This window comes from Paenibacillus dendritiformis (assembly GCF_015845845.1).
GTDB lineage: Bacteria > Bacillota > Bacilli > Paenibacillales > Paenibacillaceae > Paenibacillus_B > Paenibacillus_B dendritiformis_C.
The window spans coordinates 63,700-87,683 of record NZ_LDIG01000131.1 but is presented as its reverse complement, the minus strand read 5'-3'; the positions used below and the strand labels follow the sequence as shown (position 1 = coordinate 87,683).

Annotated in this window: 27 protein-coding genes; all 27 read left to right on the top strand. The window is 56.5% G+C overall.

Annotated elements, in window-relative coordinates; all coding sequences use genetic code 11:
* Window positions 1-24 precede the first annotated feature (24 nt).
* Entirely contained in the window at window positions 25-606 is a 582-nt protein-coding gene (locus tag ABD76_RS12095) for a flagellar hook capping FlgD N-terminal domain-containing protein (protein WP_197257176.1), read from the top strand.
* Complete coding sequence (locus ABD76_RS12090) at window positions 603-1,007, top strand: TIGR02530 family flagellar biosynthesis protein (protein WP_197257175.1); 405 nt, start codon at window positions 603-605, stop codon at window positions 1,005-1,007. The genes ABD76_RS12095 and ABD76_RS12090 overlap by 4 nt, the downstream gene beginning before the upstream one ends.
* 134 nt (window positions 1,008-1,141) lie before the next feature.
* Window positions 1,142-1,960: a flagellar basal body rod protein FlgG gene (gene flgG / locus ABD76_RS12085; protein ID WP_197257174.1), complete on the top strand. Its 819-nt coding sequence runs from the start codon at window positions 1,142-1,144 to the stop codon at window positions 1,958-1,960.
* A gap of 88 nt (window positions 1,961-2,048) precedes the next feature.
* Window positions 2,049-2,273, top strand: a complete 225-nt coding sequence (locus ABD76_RS12080) for a flagellar FlbD family protein (protein WP_197257173.1) — start codon at window positions 2,049-2,051, stop codon at window positions 2,271-2,273.
* Window positions 2,270-2,725 carry a flagellar basal body-associated FliL family protein gene (locus tag ABD76_RS12075; RefSeq protein WP_168177911.1) on the top strand — a complete coding sequence of 152 codons (456 nt, stop codon included), beginning with the start codon at window positions 2,270-2,272 and terminating at the stop codon, window positions 2,723-2,725. Before ABD76_RS12080 ends, ABD76_RS12075 begins: the two co-directional genes overlap by 4 nt.
* 51 nt (window positions 2,726-2,776) lie before the next feature.
* Window positions 2,777-3,775 (top strand): flagellar motor switch protein FliM, encoded by a 999-nt coding sequence (gene fliM, locus ABD76_RS12070; protein WP_168177912.1) that lies wholly within the window; start codon window positions 2,777-2,779, stop codon window positions 3,773-3,775.
* Window positions 3,765-5,057: a flagellar motor switch phosphatase FliY gene (fliY, locus tag ABD76_RS12065; protein WP_197257172.1), complete on the top strand. Its 1,293-nt coding sequence runs from the start codon at window positions 3,765-3,767 to the stop codon at window positions 5,055-5,057. The genes fliM and fliY overlap by 11 nt, the downstream gene beginning before the upstream one ends.
* 22 nt (window positions 5,058-5,079) lie before the next feature.
* Window positions 5,080-5,442, top strand: a complete 363-nt coding sequence (locus ABD76_RS12060; RefSeq protein ID WP_168177914.1) for a response regulator — start codon at window positions 5,080-5,082, stop codon at window positions 5,440-5,442.
* Window positions 5,443-5,445: 3 nt separating this feature from the next.
* Window positions 5,446-5,985: a flagellar biosynthetic protein FliO gene (locus ABD76_RS12055; protein WP_197257171.1), complete on the top strand. Its 540-nt coding sequence runs from the start codon at window positions 5,446-5,448 to the stop codon at window positions 5,983-5,985.
* An 8-nt stretch (window positions 5,986-5,993) separates the two neighbouring features.
* Window positions 5,994-6,749, top strand: coding sequence for a flagellar type III secretion system pore protein FliP (gene fliP / locus ABD76_RS12050; protein ID WP_197257170.1), 756 nt, complete (start codon window positions 5,994-5,996; stop codon window positions 6,747-6,749).
* A 37-nt stretch (window positions 6,750-6,786) separates the two neighbouring features.
* The gene (fliQ, locus tag ABD76_RS12045) at window positions 6,787-7,056 is read left to right on the top strand and encodes a flagellar biosynthesis protein FliQ (protein WP_168177917.1); all 270 of its coding nucleotides are present in this window, start codon (window positions 6,787-6,789) and stop codon (window positions 7,054-7,056) included.
* A gap of 11 nt (window positions 7,057-7,067) precedes the next feature.
* Complete coding sequence (fliR, locus tag ABD76_RS12040; protein ID WP_197257169.1) at window positions 7,068-7,856, top strand: flagellar biosynthetic protein FliR; 789 nt, start codon at window positions 7,068-7,070, stop codon at window positions 7,854-7,856.
* A 2-nt stretch (window positions 7,857-7,858) separates the two neighbouring features.
* Window positions 7,859-8,995: a flagellar biosynthesis protein FlhB gene (flhB, locus tag ABD76_RS12035; protein ID WP_197257167.1), complete on the top strand. Its 1,137-nt coding sequence runs from the start codon at window positions 7,859-7,861 to the stop codon at window positions 8,993-8,995.
* Between the two features lie 26 nt (window positions 8,996-9,021).
* Window positions 9,022-11,055 carry a flagellar biosynthesis protein FlhA gene (flhA, locus tag ABD76_RS12030; protein WP_197257165.1) on the top strand — a complete coding sequence of 678 codons (2,034 nt, stop codon included), beginning with the start codon at window positions 9,022-9,024 and terminating at the stop codon, window positions 11,053-11,055.
* Complete coding sequence (flhF, locus tag ABD76_RS12025; RefSeq protein WP_197257163.1) at window positions 11,052-12,416, top strand: flagellar biosynthesis GTPase FlhF; 1,365 nt, start codon at window positions 11,052-11,054, stop codon at window positions 12,414-12,416. The genes flhA and flhF overlap by 4 nt, the downstream gene beginning before the upstream one ends.
* A 4-nt stretch (window positions 12,417-12,420) precedes the next feature.
* Window positions 12,421-13,329, top strand: coding sequence for a MinD/ParA family protein (locus ABD76_RS12020; RefSeq protein ID WP_197257161.1), 909 nt, complete (start codon window positions 12,421-12,423; stop codon window positions 13,327-13,329).
* 137 nt (window positions 13,330-13,466) lie between these two features.
* Window positions 13,467-14,801 carry a chemotaxis-specific protein-glutamate methyltransferase CheB gene (locus ABD76_RS12015; RefSeq protein ID WP_197257159.1) on the top strand — a complete coding sequence of 445 codons (1,335 nt, stop codon included), beginning with the start codon at window positions 13,467-13,469 and terminating at the stop codon, window positions 14,799-14,801.
* A gap of 188 nt (window positions 14,802-14,989) precedes the next feature.
* The gene (locus ABD76_RS12010; RefSeq protein ID WP_197257157.1) at window positions 14,990-17,086 is read left to right on the top strand and encodes a chemotaxis protein CheA; all 2,097 of its coding nucleotides are present in this window, start codon (window positions 14,990-14,992) and stop codon (window positions 17,084-17,086) included.
* Between the two features lie 33 nt (window positions 17,087-17,119).
* Entirely contained in the window at window positions 17,120-17,581 is a 462-nt protein-coding gene (locus ABD76_RS12005) for a chemotaxis protein CheW (protein ID WP_197257154.1), read from the top strand.
* A gap of 37 nt (window positions 17,582-17,618) precedes the next feature.
* Window positions 17,619-18,209 carry a chemotaxis protein CheC gene (locus ABD76_RS12000; RefSeq protein WP_197257210.1) on the top strand — a complete coding sequence of 197 codons (591 nt, stop codon included), beginning with the start codon at window positions 17,619-17,621 and terminating at the stop codon, window positions 18,207-18,209.
* A complete protein-coding gene (locus tag ABD76_RS11995) occupies window positions 18,202-18,696 on the top strand; it encodes a chemotaxis protein CheD (protein WP_197257152.1) in 495 nt (164 codons plus the stop codon). The genes ABD76_RS12000 and ABD76_RS11995 overlap by 8 nt, the downstream gene beginning before the upstream one ends.
* Complete coding sequence (locus tag ABD76_RS11990; RefSeq protein WP_197257151.1) at window positions 18,693-19,130, top strand: hypothetical protein; 438 nt, start codon at window positions 18,693-18,695, stop codon at window positions 19,128-19,130. The genes ABD76_RS11995 and ABD76_RS11990 overlap by 4 nt, the downstream gene beginning before the upstream one ends.
* Window positions 19,131-19,145: 15 nt before the next feature.
* Complete coding sequence (locus ABD76_RS11985; protein WP_111155404.1) at window positions 19,146-19,931, top strand: FliA/WhiG family RNA polymerase sigma factor; 786 nt, start codon at window positions 19,146-19,148, stop codon at window positions 19,929-19,931.
* Window positions 19,932-19,986: 55 nt separating this feature from the next.
* On the top strand, window positions 19,987-21,393 hold the full coding sequence (locus tag ABD76_RS11980) for a FapA family protein (protein ID WP_197257150.1): 1,407 nt from the start codon (window positions 19,987-19,989) through the stop codon (window positions 21,391-21,393).
* 883 nt (window positions 21,394-22,276) lie between these two features.
* The gene (locus tag ABD76_RS11975) at window positions 22,277-22,606 is read left to right on the top strand and encodes a hypothetical protein (RefSeq protein ID WP_197257149.1); all 330 of its coding nucleotides are present in this window, start codon (window positions 22,277-22,279) and stop codon (window positions 22,604-22,606) included.
* Between the two features lie 156 nt (window positions 22,607-22,762).
* Window positions 22,763-23,374 (top strand): BAR domain-containing protein, encoded by a 612-nt coding sequence (locus ABD76_RS11970; RefSeq protein WP_197257148.1) that lies wholly within the window; start codon window positions 22,763-22,765, stop codon window positions 23,372-23,374.
* Window positions 23,367-23,951 carry an endolytic transglycosylase MltG gene (locus tag ABD76_RS11965; RefSeq protein WP_197257147.1) on the top strand — a complete coding sequence of 195 codons (585 nt, stop codon included), beginning with the start codon at window positions 23,367-23,369 and terminating at the stop codon, window positions 23,949-23,951. The genes ABD76_RS11970 and ABD76_RS11965 overlap by 8 nt, the downstream gene beginning before the upstream one ends.
* Window positions 23,952-23,984 lie beyond the last annotated feature (33 nt).

Below are 23,984 nucleotides of genomic sequence, written 5' to 3'. Positions count from 1 at the left end.
ATAACAATCAGGGAGGTTGCGGCCATGGCATCAGATGCAGCAGTCGGCAGAGTCGTCACCTGGCCGAACTACAGCAAGGAGAATGTGGCGCAGGCCAGCAAGAAGGACGGCCAGACGCTGGGAAAAGATGAATTTTTGAAAATTTTGATTACGCAGCTGCAAAATCAGGATCCGATGCAGCCGATGCAGGACCGGGACTTCATCGCGCAGATGGCCCAATTCAGCTCCGTCGAGCAGCTGATGAACATTCAGACCCAGCTCGGCAGCCTGCACCAGGCGCTCGGCATGTCTTCCAGCCTCATCGGCAAAGAGATCACATGGTACGGCAAATCCGAGGATAAGGAATATCAGGTGAAGAAAGACGGTCAGGACGACACGAATCCGATATTGAGAACCGGCATCGTCGAGTCAATGATTATCCGCGAGGGCAAATCATACGCCAAGGTCGGGAAGGATGAAGTCGAATTGAGCACGATCGCGGAAATTCGCGAACCGGGAGAAGCGCCTGGCACGGAAGAGCCGGAACAACCTGAACAGCCGGAGCAGCCTGGATCCGAGACGCCTGAGGAAGCGTCTCCTGCACCGGGATCGGAAGGCCAGTCATGAATATCGGAGGCTCATTTGGGCATTTAGGCCCAACCGCGCCGATACAGGCCGTCCAGCAGCCTGAACGGCTGAAGCCGGCCCGGCAGAGCGAGAGCAAGGCAAGCTTCCAGCAGCTCTTTCAACAGGAGCTGCAGCGCACGAACGATGTCCGCTTCAGCCATCATGCCAGGACCCGCATGACAGAGCGGGGCATGAAGCTGACTCCGGAGCTGGTCGCCAAGATGAATCAGGCGATGAAGCAGGCCGAGGAGAAGGGGGCGCGGCAATCGCTTGTCATCATGAACAATCAGGCCTTCATCGTCAATGTGCCGTCCCGTACCGTCATTACGGCATTGGATGAAGCGACACGGCAAAATCATGTTTTTACGCAGATCGACAGCGCCATTCTCCTCAATGATTGAGGCATGGCGGGTCTTGAGGCTGGACCGCAAGGAGGCCTCGGCTCATGGAACGACCGAAGTGAGCCCTTTATTTAGAGGATGTTCAAAAATCGGCCTTTTTGAATTCTTACGATTATTACATTGGAGGTAATACGATGATTCGATCGATGTATTCCGGCGTATCCGGCATGCGCGGCTTTCAGACGAAACTGGACGTCATTGGCAATAACATTGCCAACGTCAATACCGTCGGCTTCAAAGGCAGCCGCGTCATGTTCAAGGACATTATGAGCCAGACGATAGACGGCACGACAGCGCCGAACGATAACTCCGGCGGGGTGAACGCCAAGCAGATCGGGCTCGGCGTCTCCCTCGCTTCCATCGATACCGTCCATACGCCGGGAAGCGCGATGATGACGAACCGTCCGCTCGACTTGCGCATCGACGGCGACGGCTTCTTCGCTGTCTCGTTAGGTGAGGATCAGGATGCTCCGTTCCTGACGCGCGCAGGCGATTTCCATCTGGATGCGAACCGGACGCTGGTCACCTCGGACGGCTTGAATGTGCTCGATTCCGGCGGCGGGGTGATTCAGTTGGAAGAGGATATCGTCGCCTTCTCCATCTCGCAGACCGGCGAGATTATGGCGAAGCGGGATGACGGCACGACCGAAGCGACGGGCGTGCAGCTCGGCGTAATCAAGGTCGTCAACCCGGAAGGCCTCGAGAAAATCGGGGGCAACCTGTACCGCTTGACCCCGAACGCGGTTGAGGAGGGGGAAGCCGAGATTGTCACCGCGAATGACCCGGAGGCAGGAACCGGCGCGATTATCGCCGGCCAGCTCGAAATGTCGAACGTCGACCTGACGGGCGAGTTCACTGAAATGATCGTGGCCCAGCGCGGCTTCCAGGCGAACTCGCGCATCATTACGACATCCGACGAAGTGCTGCAGGAAGTCGTCAATCTGAAGCGATAATACGGCAGTAATCCGTTCCAAGCCCTGATGCCGCGCCGGTGAACGGCCGGCATCGGGGCCTGGAATGAAGAGGCAAAGGAGGATTTGGATGATATCCGTCACGCGATTGAACGGTTCTCCCATGTGGGTGAACGCCCTTCTCATCGAGACCGTTGAAGAGACGCCCGACACCTACATCACATTGACGACAGGGAAGAAGTTCATCGTACTGGAGAAGGGGCCGGAAGTGATTGAACGGATCGAACACTATGTTCGCTCCGTCGGTATCATCGCCGGAACGAAGAAGACAGAACCATCGGAGGGACAACCATGAAACGAATGATGCCGTGGATGATCACACTCCTGCTTGCGCTGACCCTGATCGCCCTTGTCGTGATTATGATGATCAATACGAATGGCAAAGGCAATGCGCCTGGAGCACAGCAAGTGCACACTGTAAGATTATCGGCCGAAGAAATCGTGGAGATGACGTCAACGATGACCGACATCAAGACGAATCTGGCAGACCGCGACTATGTCGTGTTCACCGGCTTCGCGTTCCAATTGGACACGAAGAAGACGAAGGAGCAGTTCGACAAGATCAAGGATGTTCGCATCAAGCCTCTCATTCTCAGAACCTTGGCTGATATGAAACCGGAAGACTTGCAAGGTATGAAGGGTCAGGATCAGCTGTGTGCCAAGTTGCTCGAACTGATTAATAAACAATTGCCGGAAGGCAAGGTCGTTCAAGTGGACTTGACGGACTTTATACTTACGCCGATTTGACGGCAGATTTGACACACATGTTCAGCTGATTCCTGTAAGGGGGTGAAACGATTGGTAGACGTGCTATCGCAGAACGAGATTGACGCATTGCTCGCGGCGCTGTCCTCGGGGGAAATGGATGCGGAAGAGCTAAAAAAAGAGGAAACACAGCGTAAAATCCGTTCGTACGATTTCAAGCGTGCCGTTCGTTTTTCTAAAGACCACATTCGAAGTTTGACACGCATCCATGAAAATTTCGCCAGATTTTTGACGACATATTTTTCCGCGCAATTGCGTACTTTCGTGCAAATCAATGTCGTCCAGGTCGAGCAGTTGCCGTATGACGAGTTCATCCGCTCGATACCGAAAATGACCATTTTGAATATTTTTGAGGCCGAGCCGCTCAAAGGCCGGATGGTTCTAGAGGTCAACCCGAACGTTGCCTTCGCCATGCTTGACCGCATGCTGGGCGGCGCCGGAGTAGCCCCTTCGAAAATCAACTCGCTGACCGAGATCGAGACGACGGTGATGGAGCGCATTTTCAGCCGGGCGTTCGAGAGCCTCCAGGAGGCGTGGAAGAGCGTGCTCGATATCCGGCCTCGGCTGGAAGCACTCGAGACGAATCCTCAATTTATGCAAATTGTCTCCCCGAACGAGACGATTGCGCTCATTTCATTGAGCACCAAAATCGGGGACACGACGGGGATGATCAACCTTTGTATCCCTCACGTCGTCATCGAGCCGATTATGCCGAAGCTGTCCGTGCATCATTGGTTCGTATCTGAGAAAAAAACGCGGGAACCGATTGAGATCGAAAAATTGCGCCAACGGGTTAGCAAGGCGAAGCTTCCGATCGCCGTTGAACTTGGCACATCACAGATTTCGGTACAGGAGTTAATGCAGTTATCAATCGGCGATGTCATCGCCTTGAACAAGCCGGTTGACAGCGGTTTGACGATTCGGGTTGGTGACCGCATGAAATATATTGGCACGCCGGGTGTAGTCAAGGATCGCGTAGCGGTACAAATCGAGCAAGTCGTGGAAGAAGGAGTGGAAGAGCATGACGAGTAAAGATTACTTGTCGCAGGAGGAAATTGACGCCCTGTTGAAAAAATCGAGCGGCGATTCGCCGGAAGGCGAAGCGGAGTACCCTTCAATCGATTCCTACTTGGATCCGATCGAAGTCGACGCCCTTGGTGAGATTGGCAATATTACGTTTGGCAGTGCGGCTACGGCGCTATCCACCCTGCTGGGCAAGAAGGTGGACATTACGACGCCCCGCATCAAGCTGCTGAAGCGCGAAAATCTGGAGGAGGAATTCCCGAAGCCGCATGTCGCGGTGCACGTGCAGTATGTTGAAGGCTTCGAAGGAGTCAATTCCCTCGTCATCAAGACGTCGGATGCGCAGGTCATCGCGGATTTGATGCTTGGCGGCGACGGCACGAACCTGAGCGGCGAGCTGAACGATATTCACGTCAGCGCCGTGCAGGAAGCGATGAACCAGATGATGGGCTCGTCCGCGACGTCCATGTCCACGATTTTTAATCGCTTGGTGAACATTTCTCCGCCGGGCATCGGCATCTTGAATATGTCGGATGGACAGGGGATTGACGCGCTGCCCGATGCGAATGTGCTGGTCAAAATTTCATTCCGCCTTACGATCGGCGATTTGATCGATTCGACGATAATGCAAATCTTGACGGTGCCGTTCGCGAAGGACATGGTCCGCATTTTGATGGGGACGGCGGAATCGATGTCGACAGGAGCGGAGACCGCGCCGGAGGCTCCTGCGGCGGAAGAAGCTCCCTATGCGCCGCCGGCTCAGCATACTGCCCAGCAGCCGATGGCTGGATACGAGCAGCAGCCTATGGCGGGTATGGAGCAGCAGCCGATGCCGGGAGGACAAGCGCCTCAGCAGCCGTACGGACAGCCTTACGCGCAGCCTCCATACGGCTCTCAGCCGATGCCGGCGGCTCACCTGGGTCCGCAGAGCGGAGCGGCTTCCGCATTCGGCAATGTGCCGAACCGGAACGTCAATGTCCAGCCGGTGCAATTTGCGAGTTTTCAACCCGGATCTTATGCGCAGCATGATGAATCCAATCTAAATTTATTGTTGGACATCCCGCTCAAAGTCACAGTAGAATTAGGGAGGACACACAAACAAATCAAGGACATTCTAGAGCTCTCTCAAGGTTCCATTATTGAGCTGGACAAGCTGGCTGGCGAACCGGTCGACATTCTGGTCAACAACAAACTTATTGCCAAAGGCGAGGTTGTCGTCATTGACGAGAATTTTGGCGTTCGCGTCACCGATATTATCAACCAGTGGGATCGCATTCAAAAACTACAATAAGATTTAGGGAGGATTCAGAACGATGGCTAACCGTATTTTGATCGTAGACGATGCAGCGTTCATGCGAATGATGATTCGCGACATTTTGACTAAGAATGGATACGATGTCGTGGGAGAAGCATCGGATGGCGCTCAGGCGATCGAAAAGTACAAAGAACTTAAACCAGACCTCATTACGATGGACATCACGATGCCGGAGATGGACGGCATCACCGCGTTAAAAGAGATTCGCAAGCTGGATCCGAACGCCAAAGTCATCATGTGCTCGGCGATGGGCCAGCAGGCGATGGTTATCGACGCGATTCAGGCCGGGGCGAAAGACTTCATCGTCAAGCCGTTCCAGGCAGACCGGGTTATCGAAGCGATTAAGAAAACAATGGGATAAGCCATGCCTGACAACGGTCAAATTCAAACGCCCGGTGCCGGAGATTACATAGGCAGCTTATTGACCGTGCTGCTGTCGCTCGCAGTCATTATCGTACTTATCGTACTGCTTATTAAATGGTTGAACCGGAAAAACCGCATGTGGCAAATGAATCAAAGCATTCGCACGCTCGGCGGCACCGGGCTCGGACCGAACAAGTCCTTGCAGATTATCGAAGTTGGCGATGTCGTCTACATCCTGGGCATCGGAGAGGATATTACCCTCATCGATAAAATATCCGATCCGGAGCAAGCGGCGCGCTTGATGGCATCATTGGAGCGCGCGCCGTCCAAGCCCGGGACGGCATGGCCAACCTCCTGGTCTGACCTGACAAGCCGTATGCGAAGAGGATTCAAGACTGCGGAGACAGACTCGGGAACGAGAGACGCGGACCCGTCTTCCGTGTCTTTTCATGAAGTGTTTCATGCAAAACTTGAACAAATGCCCACACGCGCACAACAAGTGGAGCACTTGTTCAAAGAAGATTCCAATGAAGATCGGTAGATGGATTGATGAATAAAAAATTGCTGCTAGCTGTGACAGCCGTCCTGTTGTTGTCCGGTCTTACCGCTCATTGGGCGTCGGCGTCGCCTGTCATTCCCGACATCGACATCAAGATTGGAGACGGCGGCGGGCAGCCGGGGACATCCTCGTTGTCCTTGCTGCTGCTGATTACCGTGCTCAGCATCGCTCCGGCCATTCTCGTCCTGATGACCTCCTTCACGCGCATCGTCGTCGTGCTGGGATTCGTCCGGACCTCGCTTGGAACGCAGCAGATGCCGCCCAACCAGGTGCTAATCGGACTTGCGCTCTTTCTTACTTTGTTTGTGATGTCCCCAACGATTGGCGAAATCAATCAGGTCGCGCTGCAGCCGTATTTGAAGGGCGAGCTGAATCAGACCCAGGCGTTGGAGCAAGCCTCGATACCTATGAAGAAATTCATGTTCTCGCATACCCGCGAGAAAGATTTGCTCTTATTTATGAAGTACACGAAGACAGAGAAGCCGAATACGTATCAAGATGTGCCGCTCACCGTGCTTGTGCCTGCGTTTGCCATCAGTGAGCTGAAGACCGCCTTTCAGATGGGATTTATGATATTCATTCCTTTTCTGGTCATTGATATGGTCGTAGCCAGCACGTTGATGGCGATGGGGATGATGATGCTGCCTCCGGTGATGATCTCGCTTCCTTTTAAAATACTTCTGTTCGTGCTCGTAGACGGCTGGTATCTTGTCGTGAAGTCGTTGCTGATGAGTTTCAATACGTAAGCGGGAACGAATCTGACGAACGGGAGGAATACAGGAAATGAGTGCTGAGTTTATTATCGGCTTGGCGGGGCAGGCGGTGTTCGCCGTATTGAAGGTGGCCGCCCCGATGCTGGCCATTGCGCTGATCGTCGGACTTGTCATCAGTATTTTCCAGGCGACGACGCAGATCCAGGAGCAGACCTTGGCCTTCGTGCCCAAAATTATCGCCGTCATGGTGGCCGTGCTCGTATTCGGTCCCTGGATTTTAACGACATTGGTTGATTTTGCTTTTAGTATTTTAAATAATTTGCACCTTTACATCGGTTAGGCAGTGAAGAGATGGAAATCCTCGTTCAGGCTTTCCCTGTTTTTTTGCTCACGCTATGTCGAATCACGGCGTTCTTTGTCACCGTCCCTGTCATATCTTCGCGGGGCGTGCCGAATCATTTTCGTGTCGGACTCGCGTTCTTTGTGAGCGTGATCGCCTATTTGTTGTTTGGCATCGGCAAAACCGTGCCGGCAGACGGCATGTTTGTCATTTTCATTATACGAGAAGTTTTAATTGGCCTCTTAATCGGATTTTTGGCCCAACTGTTCTTCACCGCCGTGCAGACGGCCGGCTCGTTCATCGACATCCAGATCGGCTTCGGGATTGCGAATGTCATCGATCCGTTGACAGGCGCGACCTCGCCGGTCATGGGGAACTTCAAATATGTCTTTGTCGTGCTGCTGTTTCTCGGGATGAACGGCCACCATTACTTTATCGACGGAATTATGCGAAGTTTTGAGTGGCTGCCGCTGGACGGGAACACCTTCTTTGAACAGATAGCGAACGGACTCGTCTCCGAATTTCTGGTACAGTCCTTCGTTCAGGCGTTCATCATCGCGTTCCAGATTTCGGCGCCCCTCATCGTGGCGCTGTTCCTGACCGATGTGGCGCTTGGTTTTCTGGCGCGGTCGGCCCCGCAATTCAATATCTTTGTCGTGGGCATACCGCTCAAATTGATTATCGGATTAGTCATGCTGCTACTGACCGTACCTAGTCTTATTTACGTGCTGCAGCAGTTGTTCTCCTCGTTGTTCGAGGCGCTTGACCAGCTGTTACGCATGATGCAGGGGGCGGGATAATAATGACACGTACGCGCCGCGGGCAGACGGTACCGTCTGCGGCCCGCGAATATCAACTGAGACACCGTCTGAATCTCCAGCTTTTCTCGCAAGAGAAGACGGAAAAGGCGACCCCGAAAAAGAGGCAGGAGTCCCGCAAGAAGGGGCAGGTTGCCAAGAGCTCCGATTTGTCCGGAGCGTCCATCCTGCTTGCATGCTTCTTCTGCCTGCTTATGTTCGGCGGCTTTTATAAGGAGAGAGTGCTCGATTTATTCGCGGATTCCTTCCAGCACCGCCTGACGATGGAAGTCACGGTAGGCAATGTGACAGACTATTTCGCCCAGGTGTTTCTGAAAGGTCTCATCGTGTTAGCCCCCGTGTTTCTTGCGGCGTTTCTGATGGGCCTCATCGCGAACTACGCACAGATTGGATTTTTATTCACGGGCGAGCCCATGAAAATGAAGCTGAGCAAAATCGATCCGATTCAAGGGTTCAAACGGATTTTCTCGCTTCGCTCCGTAGTGGAATTTTTGAAGTCGATTTTGAAGCTGGCGGCGATTGCTGCCATCGTCTACTTGTCGCTGTGGGGGGAACGGGATCGCATTGTCCAGATGTCGCATGTGCCCCTCAGTGAAATATTGAGCTATACCGCTCAGATTACGCTGTCTCTCGGATTGAAGATCGGCGCAGCCTTGTTCGCGCTCGCCGTGATGGACTACATGTATCAACGATATGAGCATGAGAAAAGCATGCGCATGTCCAAGCAAGACATTAAGGATGAGTACAAAAAAACCGAGGGTGACCCCCTTGTCAAAGGAAAAATCAAAGAACGACAACGCCGCATGGCGATGATGCGCATGATGCAGGAAGTGCCGAAGGCAGACGTAATCATCACGAACCCGACTCACTTCGCCGTCGCGCTCAAGTATGACGGTTCCGAGATGGAAGCCCCGCAAGTGATTGCGAAGGGGCAGGATTACGTCGCCCTGCGCATTAAGCAGATTGCCAAAGAGAATGGCGTACTGACCATGGAAAACAAGCCGCTCGCCCGGGCTTTATTCGAGAGGACAGAGATTGGCGAAGCCATTCCAGCCGATTTGTTCCAGGCCGTGGCGGAAGTTTTGGCTTATGTATACAAATTGAAAGGCAAAGTCAATTGAGCTAACAAGTTTGGGGGAAGCAATCCGTGAAAACGCGAGATTTATTCGTCTTGGTCGGCATCATCGGCATCGTGCTCATGATGGTCCTGCCGATACCGCTATGGCTGTTGGACATCCTGCTGGTGATCAACATCTCATTGGCGCTGATGATTCTTTTGATTGCCATGAATTCGAAGGAAGCTCTACAGTTTTCGATATTTCCGGCAATGCTGCTCATCACGACGTTATTCCGGCTTGCGCTCAACATCTCGACGACCAAGCAGATTTTGGCGAATGGTGAAGCGGGGGATGTCGTCGCCACATTCGGCCAGTGGATAACGCAGGGCAATATCGCCGTCGGCATCGTTGTATTCCTCATTCTCGTCATCGTGCAATTCATTGTCATCACGAAGGGTTCCGAGCGGGTCGCTGAAGTCGCGGCACGGTTCACGCTCGACGCGATGCCCGGGAAGCAGATGGCAATCGATGCGGATCTGAATGCCGGGCTGATCAATGAACAGCAGGCGCGCGAGCGCCGGGAGAAAATCGAGAAAGAAGCCGATTTCTACGGAGCGATGGACGGGGCCAGCAAATTCGTCAAAGGGGACGCCATCGCCAGCATTATCATCCTGCTCATCAACCTGATTGGCGGTTTCGTCATCGGAATCGCGATGCACGGCATGGCCTTCGACGAAGCGGCAGAGACCTATTCGATCCTGTCGATCGGGGACGGCCTCGTCAGCCAGATTCCGGCCTTGCTGATTTCAACCGCGGCCGGTCTCATCGTCACCCGGGCCGCTTCCAAAGGAAATCTGGCTGAGGATATGAGCACGCAGATGCTCGCTTATCCCAAGCTGCTCTACATCGTCTCCGCGACGATCGCGATGCTCGGCCTGTTGACGCCGATCGGCCTGAAGCCAACGGTGCCGTTCGCGGTTGTACTGGCTATCGCCGGCTACCGGATGCAGAAATCGATGGACGAGCGCCAGGTTCAGGAGGAACAGCTCGAAGAGGAGCAGCAGATCGAGGAGGTCCGCAGTCCGGAGAGCGTCATCAACCTGCTGCAGGTCGATCCGATCGAGTTCGAATTCGGCTACGGGCTGATTCCGCTTGCCGACGCTCAACAGGGCGGCGACCTGCTGGACCGCATCATCATGATCCGCAGGCAATGCGCGCTTGAGCTCGGACTTGTCGTTCCCGTCATTCGGATTCGGGACAATATCCAGTTGAAGCCGAATGAATATGTCATCAAAATCAAGGGCAATGCCGTAGCCCAGGGCGAACTGCTGCTCAATCACTATTTGGCGATGAACCCGGGCTATGAGGACGATTCCGTCTCGGGCATCGAGACCACGGAGCCGGCCTTCGGCCTTCCGGCGCTGTGGGTCGACGAGACGATGAAGGAACGGGCGGAGCTGGCAGGCTATACCGTCGTCGATCCGCCGTCCGTCGTCGCGACGCACCTGACCGAGATCATCAAGCGGCATGCGCATGAGCTGGTCGGCCGCCAAGAGACGAAGGCGCTCGTGGAGACCGTCAAGGAACAGTATCCGGCGCTGGTCGACGATTTGATCCCGAATGTGCTGTCCATCGGGGAGGTGCAGAAGGTGCTGGCGAAGCTGCTGCGTGAAAAGATATCGATTCGCGACCTGGTCACCATCTTCGAGACGCTGGCCGATTACGGAACCTATACGAAGGATCCGGATGTGCTTACGGAGTATGTCCGTCAGGCGCTCGCCCGCCAGATCACCCAGCAGTACGTCACTCCGGGAGAGACGCTTCGCGTCATTACGGTCGGTCCTTCGCTGGAGAAGAAAATTGCGGACAGCGTAACGCAGAACGAGCACGGATCTTATCTCGTGATGGATCCGGGAACGACGCAGCAGGTGTACCAGCGGATAAGCGAACAGGTGCAGCGTCTCCTGCAATCGGGACATTCGCCGGTCGTGCTCGCGTCCCCGTCGATTCGCATGTATTTGCGGCAGCTGCTGGAGCGCGCCATGCAGGACATACCGGTACTCTCTTACAACGAGCTTGAGCCTAGCGTAGAAATTCAAAGTGTCGGAGTGGTGAATGTATGAGAGTAAAAAAGTACATTGTGGAGACGATGCCCGAAGCGATGAGCCAAATTCGTCAAGAATTGGGGCAGGATGCGGTTATCATCAGCACGAAGGAAGTCCGTGCCGGCGGCTTCCTCGGGATGTTCAGCCGCAAGGCGATCGAGGTGGTCGCGGCTGTGGATGAACAAGCGCAGCCGGCCCGGCCGTCCGGCCCCGCAAGGGCAGCGGCTCCCGCCGATCCTCCGGCGCGGGTCTACGTCTCGCCGACGGCGGCGCGCAGCGCCTATGGCGGCGCAGCGGCGGAGGCGCGGCCTTCCGCTCCGCAGGCGAAGGAAGCGGCTCCCGGCTACGCTGGGCCGCGTTCCATTAGACCGGAGGAGGAAGCCGCTCCGGCCGCCGCAGCCGAAGAGCGGACGCGACCGGCTCAGCGGGTGGAGACCGGAACGCCGGCCGCTGCGCCGCTGGCGTTCGCCTCCGAGCTCGAGGCGGCCGTCTCCCAAGCGTCCCGGCGGCCGCTGCTGGACGCGGACTGGCAGATCGAGATGGCCGAGATGAAGCAGATGATGCACAAGGTGATGCAGCGCGTCTACCAGGAGAGCTGGCCGGAACCGTTCAAGGAAATGGAGCGGCATCTGCTTCGGCAGGGCGTCGGCAGCGACCTGGTCTGCCGCTTCATCGAGGCGGCCGCCGAGCGATGCCCGCGCCCGCAGGACGCGGAGGCCGCGGAAGCGAAGCGGCTCGTGGCGGAGCAGGTGAGCGAGCAGCTCCTGAATTGGCAGGGGGACGGCATTACGAAGGCGACCCGCATCGTTTACTTCGTCGGCCCGACGGGCGTCGGTAAGACGACAACGATTGCCAAGCTGGCTGCGGATCAGATTTTTCACCATGGCCGCAAAGTCGGGTTTATTACCGCAGATACATATCGGATCTCGGCCGTGGAGCAGCTGCGGACCTATGCTTCGATCCTGAACGTCCCGCTGGAGGTGGTTACTTCGCCCGGCGATACCGATCGGGCGTTGAACGCGCTGGAAGCATGCGACCTTATTTTGATGGACACGGCCGGACGCAATTTCCGCAATGACATGTATGTCAACGAGCTGAACACGATGCTCAAGCCGCTTCCGTTCAGCATGACCTTCCTCGTGCTGAGTCTGACGTCGAAGACCGAAGACATGCTGGCCATCTGGGAACGGTTCGAGAATCAGCGCATCGACAGTCTGATTCTGACCAAGGCGGATGAGACCGCAACGTACGGAACGATATTGAACTTGGCGTCCCGGGTGAAGATTCCCTGCAGCTATATGACGACAGGGCAGAACGTCCCCGATGACATACAGCCTTTTCAAGCGAATGACGCGGTGCGATGGATAATGGGAGATTGACCTCATGATGAATGACCAAGCTCAAGCGCTACGCAGACTTGTCAGCAGACAGCTTCAGAGCGGGCCGCCGGATTCGGCGGACCCGGGCCAGCCGCGAACGGCCCGCATCATTACCGTCACGAGCGGCAAGGGGGGCGTCGGCAAATCGAATGTCACCTTGAACTTCGCCTTGTCGCTGCAGCAGCTCGGCTGCCGCACGCTCGTATTCGACGCCGATATCGGCATGGCGAATATCGATGTGCTGATCGGATCGCCGTCTCCCTATAGTCTCGCTCATGTGCTGCACGGGACGAAGACGCTGCGGGACATTATCCAGATCGGCCCCGGCGGCCTTCATTACGTGCCGGGAGGATCCGGGCTGCAGGATCTGCTCGATATGCCCGTGGAGCAGATCGACAGCTTCCTGGCCGAAATGGATGCGATGTCGGAGCAGTATGACGTGATTCTGTTCGATACGGGAGCCGGATTGAGCAAAGAGACGCTGCGGTTCATCATGGCGGCAGACGAGACGTGGATTGTGACGACGCCGGAGCCGACGGCAATCGCGGATGCGTACGCCGTGCTGAAGCTGGTGTCCGGCTTGGGCCACAGCTCTCCGCTCCGGCTTATCGTGAACCGCGCTTCCGACTGGAAGGAAGGGACGCAGACGGCCGAACGGCTTATCTCGGTCAGCGAGCGCTTCCTGAACCGGAGCCTGCCGGTTCTCGGGTACATCTATGACGATCCGCATGTGATGCAGGCCGTGAAGAAGCAGGAGCCCTTCACCCTCCTCTACCCGCAATGCAGGGCATCGTCCCAGATCCGGGAGCTGGCGCGGGTATATACCCAGGGCATCAAGCAGACGGAAGCCGGGGGCGCGCCAGGGGGAGTCAAGGAATTCGTGCGGAAATGGCTGCGCCGCTGGTCGATCTGAGCCGTGGCGAACGGGCGCCGGACGCACGCGGGCATCATGCCCGCCGACAACCGGCATGCGAGCTCGCATGCCTGCGATCCTCAAAAGCGTACTTTTTGAACAACCTCGATAAGCTCGATAAGGGAGCGTGATGGAATGTGACAACCAAGAAAATACTTGTCGTAGACGATTCGGCCTTCATGCGCGCCATCATATCGGATTTGATTTCACGCGAATCGACCTTTGAGGTGATAGGCACAGCCCGCGATGGAGAAGAAGCTGTGCGCAAGGTGAAGGAGCTTCAGCCGGACGCGGTTACGCTGGACGTCGAGATGCCCGTTCAAAATGGCTTGCAGGCCCTTCAACAAATTATGTCTCAGTGTCCGACGCCGGTTATCATGCTCTCCAGCTCGACCGAAGACGGGCGTTCCGAGACGCTGACGGCTCTGGAATTGGGTGCGATCGACTTCGTGTGCAAGCCGTCTCCGACGGGCGGAACGGGCACGATCGAAGAAGTGGGACAGATGCTGGTAGACAAGCTTCATGCAGCTATCGCCTCTGCGGAACGCAGACGGCAGATGGAACGGCTGAAGCTTCTAATCGGTTCTGGCGATGACAGCCCGGACATTCGCCGGACGGCGAAGCCGGCCGCTTTGCCGCCGGTCCGGGATCGCCGCTCTGCGGATCCGGTGCGGCCCGGGCACCCGAGCGGCACGCCGCCTGCGGCGGACGGCAAGCCTGTGCGGCGAAGAGGGGAATCGCCGCCGCTGCCGTCCGCGGCACCGCCCGCGGCCGAGAGAGGCAGCCGGCCGAAGCTGGCTCCTCCCGCCGAAGCGCCGGGCAGAGCGGCCGGCAGCCCGGCCGTTCGCGGCGCGGATTCCGCCAAGGCGGCAGATTCGGAACGGGCTGCGCGGTTCCGGCATATCGTCGCCATCGGGACCTCGACAGGCGGTCCCCGGGCGCTGAAGACGCTGCTGTCCGCGCTGCCGCATCATTTGCCGGCGCCCGTGCTCATCGTCCAGCATATGCCGCCGAACTTCACCCGTTCGCTGGCGGAACGGCTGGACAGCTACAGCGGGCTGAAGGTGAAGGAAGCCGAGGATGGAGAGGTGCTTGTGAGCGGAACGGCTTATATCGCGCCCGGCGGCCTCCACATGACGGCCGTCGCCCGTCCGGACGGCACATACGCCATTGCCTTGAACCGGACGGAACCCGTATCCGGGCACCGGCCTTCCGTGGACCGGCTGTTCGAGTCGCTGCTCCCTTTGCGGCAGCTCAAGCGTCATGCCGTGATCTTGACCGGAATGGGTAGCGACGGGGCCAAAATGATGCAGCGCCTGGACGAGGACGGCGCCGCCTCAACCTTCGCGGAAAGTGAAGAGAGCTGTGTCGTGTTCGGAATGCCGCGGGCAGCAATCGAACTCGGATGTGTATCCCAGGTCATTCCATTGCAAGACATGGCTGGCGCTATCATAACGGCTACGTCAGGGTAGCGTGAAGCTGTGCAAGAGCGTGTGTTCAATAAGGCCGGTTTTCAGCGCCGTGAAGTTGCCTGGACTGGAGCGGCTGCATGCGCAGCCGATTTTGCGGCCGCAACCGGCAAGAAGCGCGGAGTTGCAGGCGAGACAGCGAGAGCAGCGGGCTTTTTGAACGACCTCTATATCGGAAAGGGGGGGCAAACATGGATTTGAATCAGTATTTATCCATGTTTATTGACGAAGCGAACGACCATTTGCAAGCATTGAACGAGAATATGCTCGAACTGGAGAATAATCCGGAAGATATCGGCATCGTCCAGATCATTTTCCGTTCCGCACACACCTTGAAAGGCATGTCGGCAACGATGGGGTTTGAAGATCTCGCGTCGTTGACCCACCAGATGGAAAATGTGCTGGATATGATTCGCAACCATCAACTGAAAATGGACGAATTCATATTCGATACACTGTTCCGCAGTCTTGATTCGCTGGAAGCGATGGTGGCGGACATTACGCAAGGCGGCGAAGGAAAAGCAGATGTGACGCAAATACTGGCCGCCTTGAAGTCGATCGAGACGGGAGAATACCGCACCGCGTCCTCGCAGGAGAAGGAGGAAGGGGGCGCAGGCGAGGAGCCATCCGGCGAGACGCTGGACGAATTCCAGCGCAGCATCCTGGAGCAATCGCTGGAAGCCGGGATGAACGTGTATCATTTGCGCGTCCGTCTGCGGGACGATTGCGTATTGAAGGCGGTGCGCGCCTATATGGTTTTCCAGGTGCTCGGCCAGCATGGGGAAGTGGTCAAGTCCACTCCGCCGGCACAGGATATCGAGCAGGACAAATTCGACTCGGAGTTCACCGTATTTTTCGTCAGCATGACCGAGCAGGGCGAACTGGAGCGCGAAATCAACCAAGTATCCGAGCTCGAATCGGTCGCTGTCGTCTCGATGAGCGCCGAAGATGTTCGCGATTGGAACCGCAATGTGGAAGGCGTCATGAAGGCGGCCCAGGAGACGGCAGCCGCTGCAGCCGCTCCGGAGGCGGCACAAGCGAGTCCGGCCCCGGCTCAAGAAGCGCCGAAGCCGGCTGCGGCCAAGCCGCGGGAGGCGGGCCGCGCCGGCGCGGGGAATGGGGCCAAGCCTGTGCAGAGCCGGACGATTCGCGTAGATATCGAGCGTCTCGATGTCCTCATGAATCTATTGAGCGAGATGCTCATCGACCGGGTGCGGCTGGAACAAATCGCGGGAGAATTGAAGAAATCGGAATTGACGGAGACGGTCGAGCATCTGGTGCGCGTCAGCTCCGACCTGCAGAACATTGTCTTGAAGATGCGCATGGTTCCGGTCGATACCGTATTCAGCCGCTTCCCGCGCATGGTGCGCGACTTGGCCAAATCGCTGGATAAGAAGATCGATTTCATCATAACCGGTGCGGAAACCGAGCTCGATCGTACCGTCATTGATGAAATCGGGGACCCGCTCGTCCACTTGCTCCGGAACGCGGTCGACCATGGCGTCGAACCGGTGGCCGAGCGCTTGGAGAAAGGCAAGTCGGAGACGGGCACGGTACATCTTCGCGCCTATCACAGCGGGAACCATGTCTTCATCGAGATCGAGGAGGACGGGCATGGCATTGACCGGGACAAGGTGCTGAACAAAGCGATCAAGAACGGGGTCGTCACCCAAGACAAGGCCGCCTCGATGACCGACGAGCAGGTATACCAGCTGCTGTTCTCCTCGGGCTTCAGCACGGCGGAGAAGATATCGGACGTATCGGGACGCGGGGTCGGACTCGATGTCGTGAAGTCCAAGATTACGGCGCTCGGCGGCCATGTCGTCGTCGAGTCGCAATTGGGGAAAGGCACGAAGTTCATCGTCCAGCTACCGCTTACGCTGTCCATCATGTCAGCGATGTTGTTCCGGCTCGGCGACGAGAAATACGCGATTCCGCTGACATCCATTGTGGAGACCGGTCTCGTCACGAAGGACAAAATCCGGCGCGTCCACGGCGGCATCCGCATGATCGATTACCGGGACAGCGTCATTCCGCTGCTGTCGCTAAGCGCCCTGTTCGATTGCAAAGGCTACTCTGATTTCGACGAAGACGAAGTGGAGATCATCATCATCAGCAAGGGCGATCGCCTCGCCGCGCTCGCCGTCCAGGAATTCATCGGCCAGAGCGAGATTGTGCTCAAGCCGCTCGGCAACTATTTGAAGAACATCCCGGGCATCTCGGGCGCGACCATCCTCGGCGATGGCCAGGTGGCGCTCATCATCGATACGAATGCGTTGCTGAAATAACCGCTACATATCAAGTTATGAGGAGGAACGGTCATGGCAGAGGATATGAAAGTCGTGGTCTTTATGTTGGGGACGGAAGAATATGGCGTCGAAGTGGAGAAAGTGAAGACGATTGAGCGGATGATGCCGATTACCCGCGTGCCGAAAACCTATGATTTCATCAAAGGAGTCATCAATCTGCGCGGGGTCGTCATTCCGGTCATCGATCTTCGCGGCCGCTTCGGCTTGCCGGAGGCGGAAGCGACGGATCAGACACGGATAATCATTGTGGCGCACGGTGATCTGGAGGTCGGCTTCATCGTCGATAATGCGAGCGACGTCATCGACATCAATGAGGATCACATTGAGCCGGCACCGGAAATCGTGGGCGGCATTCAAGCGAAATATTTGCGCGGCGTAGCGAAAATCGGGGAGGACCGCCTTCTCATCATGCTCAATCTGGCCGAAGTGCTCAACAAAAGCGAAATTATTAAGCTTGAGCAGCTAGAGGCATAGCCCAGTGCATCTGTATGAACATCTGGGCGCCTTCAAGATGGATGTCCTGAAGGAAGTGGGGAACATCGGCGCCGGCAATGCCGCCACGGCGCTGTCCCGCTTGCTTAACCGGACCATCGATATGAAGGTGCCCCAAGTGCGCCTGATGCCGTTTGATTGCATCGCCGACGAGGTCGGCGGGCCGGAGCAGGTGGTTATCGCGATTTATTTCCGGGTTGAGGGCGATGCGCCCGGCCATCTTTTCTTCATGTTCGATCCGGAGGCGGCCAAGATGCTGCTCTCCTATCTGGCAGCGGTGCCGTTGGAGGAAGGGGAATGGTTCTCGGAGATGGAGCTGTCGGCCCTGGGCGAAATCGGCAATATTTTGGCCGGGTCGTACTTGTCCTCGCTGGCAGACTTCACCCGCATGACGATGTCTCCGACGGTACCCCAGCTTGCGATTGATATGGCGGGAGCGGTGTTGAATTACGGCATACTTCAATACGGGGAAATGGGAGACAGCGCGCTGCTCATCGACACGAAGTTTTTGGAAGGCTGCGACGAAGTGCAGGGCACCTTTTTCCTGATTCCCGATCCGGACTCTTTTTCCAAAATATTTGCCGCCTTGGGAGTGCCTTTACATGATTGAAGAGTCCACGATTGTCAAAGTAGGTATGGCCGATTTGAATGTATGCCGCATCGGAGCCATACGCACGACCGGGTTAGGTTCCTGTGTCGGATTTACGTTGTACGACCCCGTCGCCAAGATTGCGGGCATGGCTCATATTATGCTGCCCTCCTCGGCTATTGCGCGGGAAGGTACGGTCAATATCGCCAAATATGCCGATACGGCCGTGCCCGAGCTGCTGCGGCGCATGGAAGCCGAAGGGGCCAGGCAGGCGAGACTCCAGGCCAAAATGGCGGGCGGAGCCCAGATGTTCGCTTTTGCCTCCAACAATGAAATGATGCGAATCGGTCCGCGCAATGTGGAAATTTGCAAACAGCTGCTGGATCAGTACGGCATTCCGTTGTTGGCGGAGGATACGGGCGGATCATACGGGCGAACGATTGAATTGCGCTGTGATGACGGCGTGCTCCATATTCGAAGCGTACAACAGGGAGTAAAGGAAATATGACGATGAGAGGAACGATTCGTTGGAATTTCATAGTCGGTATCGTCGGATTTGTCATCACTTTATTACTTTCTTGGAGCAGCAATTTGTGGACAACCAGTCTGATTCGCGCGGCGATCGCATTTGCCGCCTGGTTCGCGCTTGGGTTCGCGATCCGTTTCGCGGCGGGCGTGCTGGGCGCGCCTGACGCTCAGGCGGACTCGTTGGCGCCGAACGCGGAGGACAAAGGAAGTCTGGTCGATATGACGACGCCGGATGAGAGCGACATGCTCCACGAGATGCTGCGAACGGTGTCCAACGAGGAGAAGCCAACCGAGCGGGAAGACGATGACGGAACAGCATTTCAACCGTTAAACCCGCCCAAGCTCGTGACCAAAGAACCGCTGCCGGATGCGGGGCAATTGGCACAAGCCGTTCGTCACCTGACACAAAAGTAAGGAGGCTGACTGTCGGTGAGCGTTCAGAAAATCAAACCGTGCTCTCATTATGAGCTTTGGGAACAGTGGAAGGATAATGGGGATGTCGAGGCGAAGAAACAACTTATCGAAATTCACTTGCCCATCGTCGAATTCGTCGCCAACAAGCTCGCCGCCGGGCTGCCCCGCAACGTCAGCAAGGACGATCTATCCAGCCACGGCGTCATGGGCCTGATCGACGCGATCGAGAAGTTCGACTACCAGCGCGGCCTCCAGTTCGAGACATACGCCTCCTGGCGCGTGCGCGGAGCTATTCTGGACGGTCTGCGGCAGGGCGATTGGGTCCCGCGTTCGGTGCGGGAGAAGGCGAAAAAAATCGAGGAGGCCTACCAGCAGCTTGAGCAGCGGTATTTGCGGTCCGTATCGGACAGTGAAATGAGCGAATATTTGAATGTGAGCGAGCAAGAATTCCAGGGGATGCTGCATGACGTGAACATTATGTCCGTCTGCTCATTGGAGGACCCGATCCGCGAGGATGAATCCGAGACGCGCCTGTCGTTATTGGTGGATGAAAAGGCGAAGAACCCGGAAAGCAAAGTGAACGAGCACTACTTGAAGGAATCGCTTATCTATGGAATCGAGAAGCTGACCGAGAAGGAGCGGATGGTCATCTCGCTCTTCTATTACGAGGATCTGTCTCTGAGCGAGATTGCCGAAGTGATGTCGCTGTCTCCTTCCCGCATTTCCCAGCTTCATTCCAAAGCGATTTTGCGTCTCCGAACGGCATTGGAAAAGCATAAGAGCATGCTGCTGGAAGCGTAAATGACAACTAGAGGGGCACGAAGGCAAACCGATAAAACCGAAAGGGGGATTTTTCGTGAGTACGGCAGTGGCTTTGGAAGACTATGTAGAAGTTACGATTTCTGAGGACAAGCTATATGGCTATATTCAATTTGCCAAATTCGAGCCCACGTTTCAATGCACTGCGGAACAGCTGGAGACATTGCTGCACAGCAACAACATACGCTTCGGCATCCAAACGCGGGTACTGCAGGAGATTGCTTCGAATCCGCAAGCCTTTGCGCGCGGCGCAACGATGATTGCTCATGGCAAGGCACCCGTAGACGGTGAAGACGGCTCAGTTCGTCTCCTGGTACGCACGGGCAAGCAGGATCACAAGCCGGTTGAGCAGGAAGACGGAACGGTTGATCTGAAGGAAGTCAAGCAGCTTGATAATGTAAGAAAAGGACAGATGATTGCCCAGCGCATTCCTCCGACCGACGGCATCCCCGGCATCTCCGTGACGGGGGAGCCGATCAAGCCGAAGCGAGGACGCGACGCGAGATTCAAAATCGGGAAGAACGTCGTCGTCGATCCGGAAGAAAGAGCGATGTATTCCGCGATTGACGGCCTCGTCTCGCTCACGGACCGGGACAAGCTGAACGTCTTCCCGGTCTATGAAGTGAACGGGGATGTCGACTACCGGACAGGCAACATCGATTTTATCGGCACCATCGTGATCCGGGGCAATGTCCTGACCGGCTTTCGCGTCAAAGCGTCGGGCGATATCCGCGTATACGGGGGCGTGGAAGGGGCGCAGATCGAGGCCGACGGCTGCGTCGAGATCAGCGGAGGCATCATTGCCGGGAACAAAGGCTATGTCAAGGCGGGCACTCATGTAAAATGCACTTTCATTCAGGAAGCGAACGTATATGCGGCGACAGATGTCATGGTCACGCAGAGCATTATGCATGCTACGATACGGGCAGGCAAGCAGGTCATCTGCCAAGGCACGAAAGGGCTTATCGTCGGAGGCCTGATTCAAGCGGGAGAAAAGGTCATCGCCCGCACGATCGGCAATTCGATGTCCACCGCGACGACGATCGAGGTGGGCGTGCAGCCGGAGCTGCGGAACGAGTTGATGGAGCTCCGCCACAAATTCAAAACGAGCATGGAAAATTTAGAGAAAACGGAGAAAGCGCTTCGCATTTTGGATCAGATGGCGTCTGCAGGCCAACTGACGGGCGATAAATTGGCGATGCGGATCAAGCTGACTTCCACCAAGAAGCAAGCCGTGGAGCAGCAATCGGAGATGCGCGAGCGCATGTTCGAGATTGAGAAGATGTTGGAAGACACCGCTTCGGCTTCGGTCGACGTGTTCAATGTGATATATGGCGGGGCCAAAATCGTCATCGGCCGCAACACGCGATATGTGAAGGATGCCGCGAAGAGGGTCTCCTTCCGGATGCTAGACGGCGACATTACAATGTCTTCTTATTTATAAGGGTTAGTTTGGGAGCGTGTAACGCGGCCGCTTCGTCATGCGTTTCGTTTCGGCCTGCTCGTGGCCGTTCATGGCTGGCGTGATGGTTGGCGTGATGATTGGCGGATGACAGGCGTGGTGATTAATGTAGTGACTAATGTAATGACTGGCATAGTGACTGATGTAGAACTAATGTAGAACTGATGTAGAACTAATGTTGTGACTAGAGTATTGACTGGGATGGTGACTAGTGTGCTCACTAGCGCAATGACTAGCGCAATGACTAGCGCAATGACTAGCGTAATGACTGGCGTGGTCACTAACGTGGTGACTAAGTGTGGTGACTAGTGTGGTGACTAAGGCCAAAACACTGTCGAGCGAGTAGCCAATCCTGCATTTGTACAGCAATTTGCGCCGATGAAACGGAGTTTCGAAGAAATTGCTGCTATTTTACATCTTTTTTACTCAAAATCTCTAGTTTATAAGCGATACGGTGAGAATTCCTGTATTTTTGCAGGAATCCCGGCGCACTGACCGTGCGCTCCCCAATAAACTGCAGTTTTGCAGGATTTTTGAGCGACCGAGAGCGGCTGCGGCAACGTGTAGAGTCACATGGAAGCGAGTGGAATCCGTGGATAGCGTATAGCACCATATGGAAACGGGTGGAAGTAGTGCGACAGCATACAGCGCCAGATGGAAATGGCACCCGTACGGCAACAAATAGAGGCATATGGGGACGTACAGCAAACGCAAGGCAATCATACGGCAGATTATTGCGGCGTACGGCAACGTATAGCGGCGTAAACCAGAGGGCGCCCCAAGCCGTGGGCTTCGCAATCTTACTGTAGTGCAAGTTCGCGTTTAGATGTGTTCCACGTCTATAGGAGAAGGCTGGGGTGATGAGATGAATGTAAAGCCGGTAGAACTGCAAATCGCATTAACCCGGACGCAAGAGGCATCGGCGGTTCATCAACAGCAGCAGCAGCGGCCTGCTACCGAACAGCTGCTCTTGAACGAGCAAGCGGAGAAGATGACGAAAAAGCGGCGCGAGCGCAACGAGCAAGTAGAAACTGCGCAGGAAGCCCGGATCCGGGATGAGGGCAAGCGAGACCAATCGCGCGCGGATGGCTCCGGCCACGAGCCGGAGCCGGCAGAGGAGGAGACGGCAGCTCCTCCTGCGGCTGTTCCCGCAGAGCACCCTTACAAAGGAAAGCATATTGATTTTACGTGCTGAATCGGTAACGCTGACCGCCTTGTCGCACAAGGTGCCGCGTTGCCTTTTTTGCCGTATTGGCGGCTATGGCGGGCGCGGGCGGAACAGGAGAGGGACGCCACGCATTCGCATGGGGCCGCGAAGAGTCTGAACGCAGCCGAAAAGGAGGTGCCCGCGATGGGACCTTGGATCTATGTAGCGCTGCTGGGGGCGGTCCTTGTCGTTCTCGGCCTGCTCAGGCCGAGAACGGGGAACGACAGCACCGAGCTTCGGCGCAATATGGAGGAGACGCTTGAGCATTATATGCGAGAGCTGGAATCCGATAACGAGAAATTGATCAGCATGATTGAGCGGATGAAAAAAGAGGGGCAGATGACGGACGAGGCGCTGAGGAAGCGAATCGACCAGCTTGAGCAAAGATGGAGCCGAAGCGAGGAACGGCATGCGGCTCTGGAAGCGCGTGTGGCGGAGCAGCAGGCCGTCCGCTTATGGAACGGACAGGCTTCCCCGCCGCAGATGGAGGAAGCGGCGCAGGCGGCAGCGCAGCATTCATCCATGCCGGCGGAGGCCGGAGCCCTTCCTCCGGAGGCGGAGGCCAGCCCGGATACGGAAGCGCAAGCGGAATCCGGGGCGCCGGAGCCTCCTTCGATCCGCAGCCGGTACCCGGAGCTGTTCGCTCTGGCCGACGAGCAGGTGCCGGCGGGTCAGATTGCCGAGCGGCTATCCATGCCGATAGGCGAAGTTCAGCTTATTATCCAGCTTGGCATACAGGAGGGCGGCCGTGATTAAAGATCGTCGGTTTCTTATCGGACTTGGCGCAGGGATAATTTGCGGCAGCGTGCTGCTTCAGCTGACGCTTATCGGCGAGCGCGCCGCCGAGCCGCTGTCAGAGCCGGAACTGCGAAGACAAGCGGAACGGGCCGGCTATGAGCTGATTCCGCGCGGCGCGATGGCGGACGGAAAGGCTGATGGCGGGGGAGCTGACCAGCCGCCAGCGCCTGCCGGCAGCGGAACGCCGCGTCAGCGGGAGGACGCGCAGAAGAAGGCGGCCGGCGGAAGCGGCCCGGCGGCGAAGCCGGGTTCATCCGCGGCGAAGGAGCTGGACCCTCCCCCTGCGGAGGCGAAGCGGGAGGCAAATCTGGAGCAGAAGCAGGAAGCGAAGATTAAGGTGGCCTACGGCAGCGGTTCACGGGATATCGCCAAGCAGTTGGCCGAAGCGGGAATTGTCGAGAGCGCGGAGGAGTTCGAGCGCTATGTTGCCAAGCAGAAAAAGCAAGGAAAGCTGCGGACGGGCACGTTCCGGTTCCCGGTTCCCTCCACGAATGAGGAAGCGCTGCGCATACTGACCCGCAAGCCGAACGGCTAGCCTGCCAAAAGTGGTTGCAACTCATGGGTCATT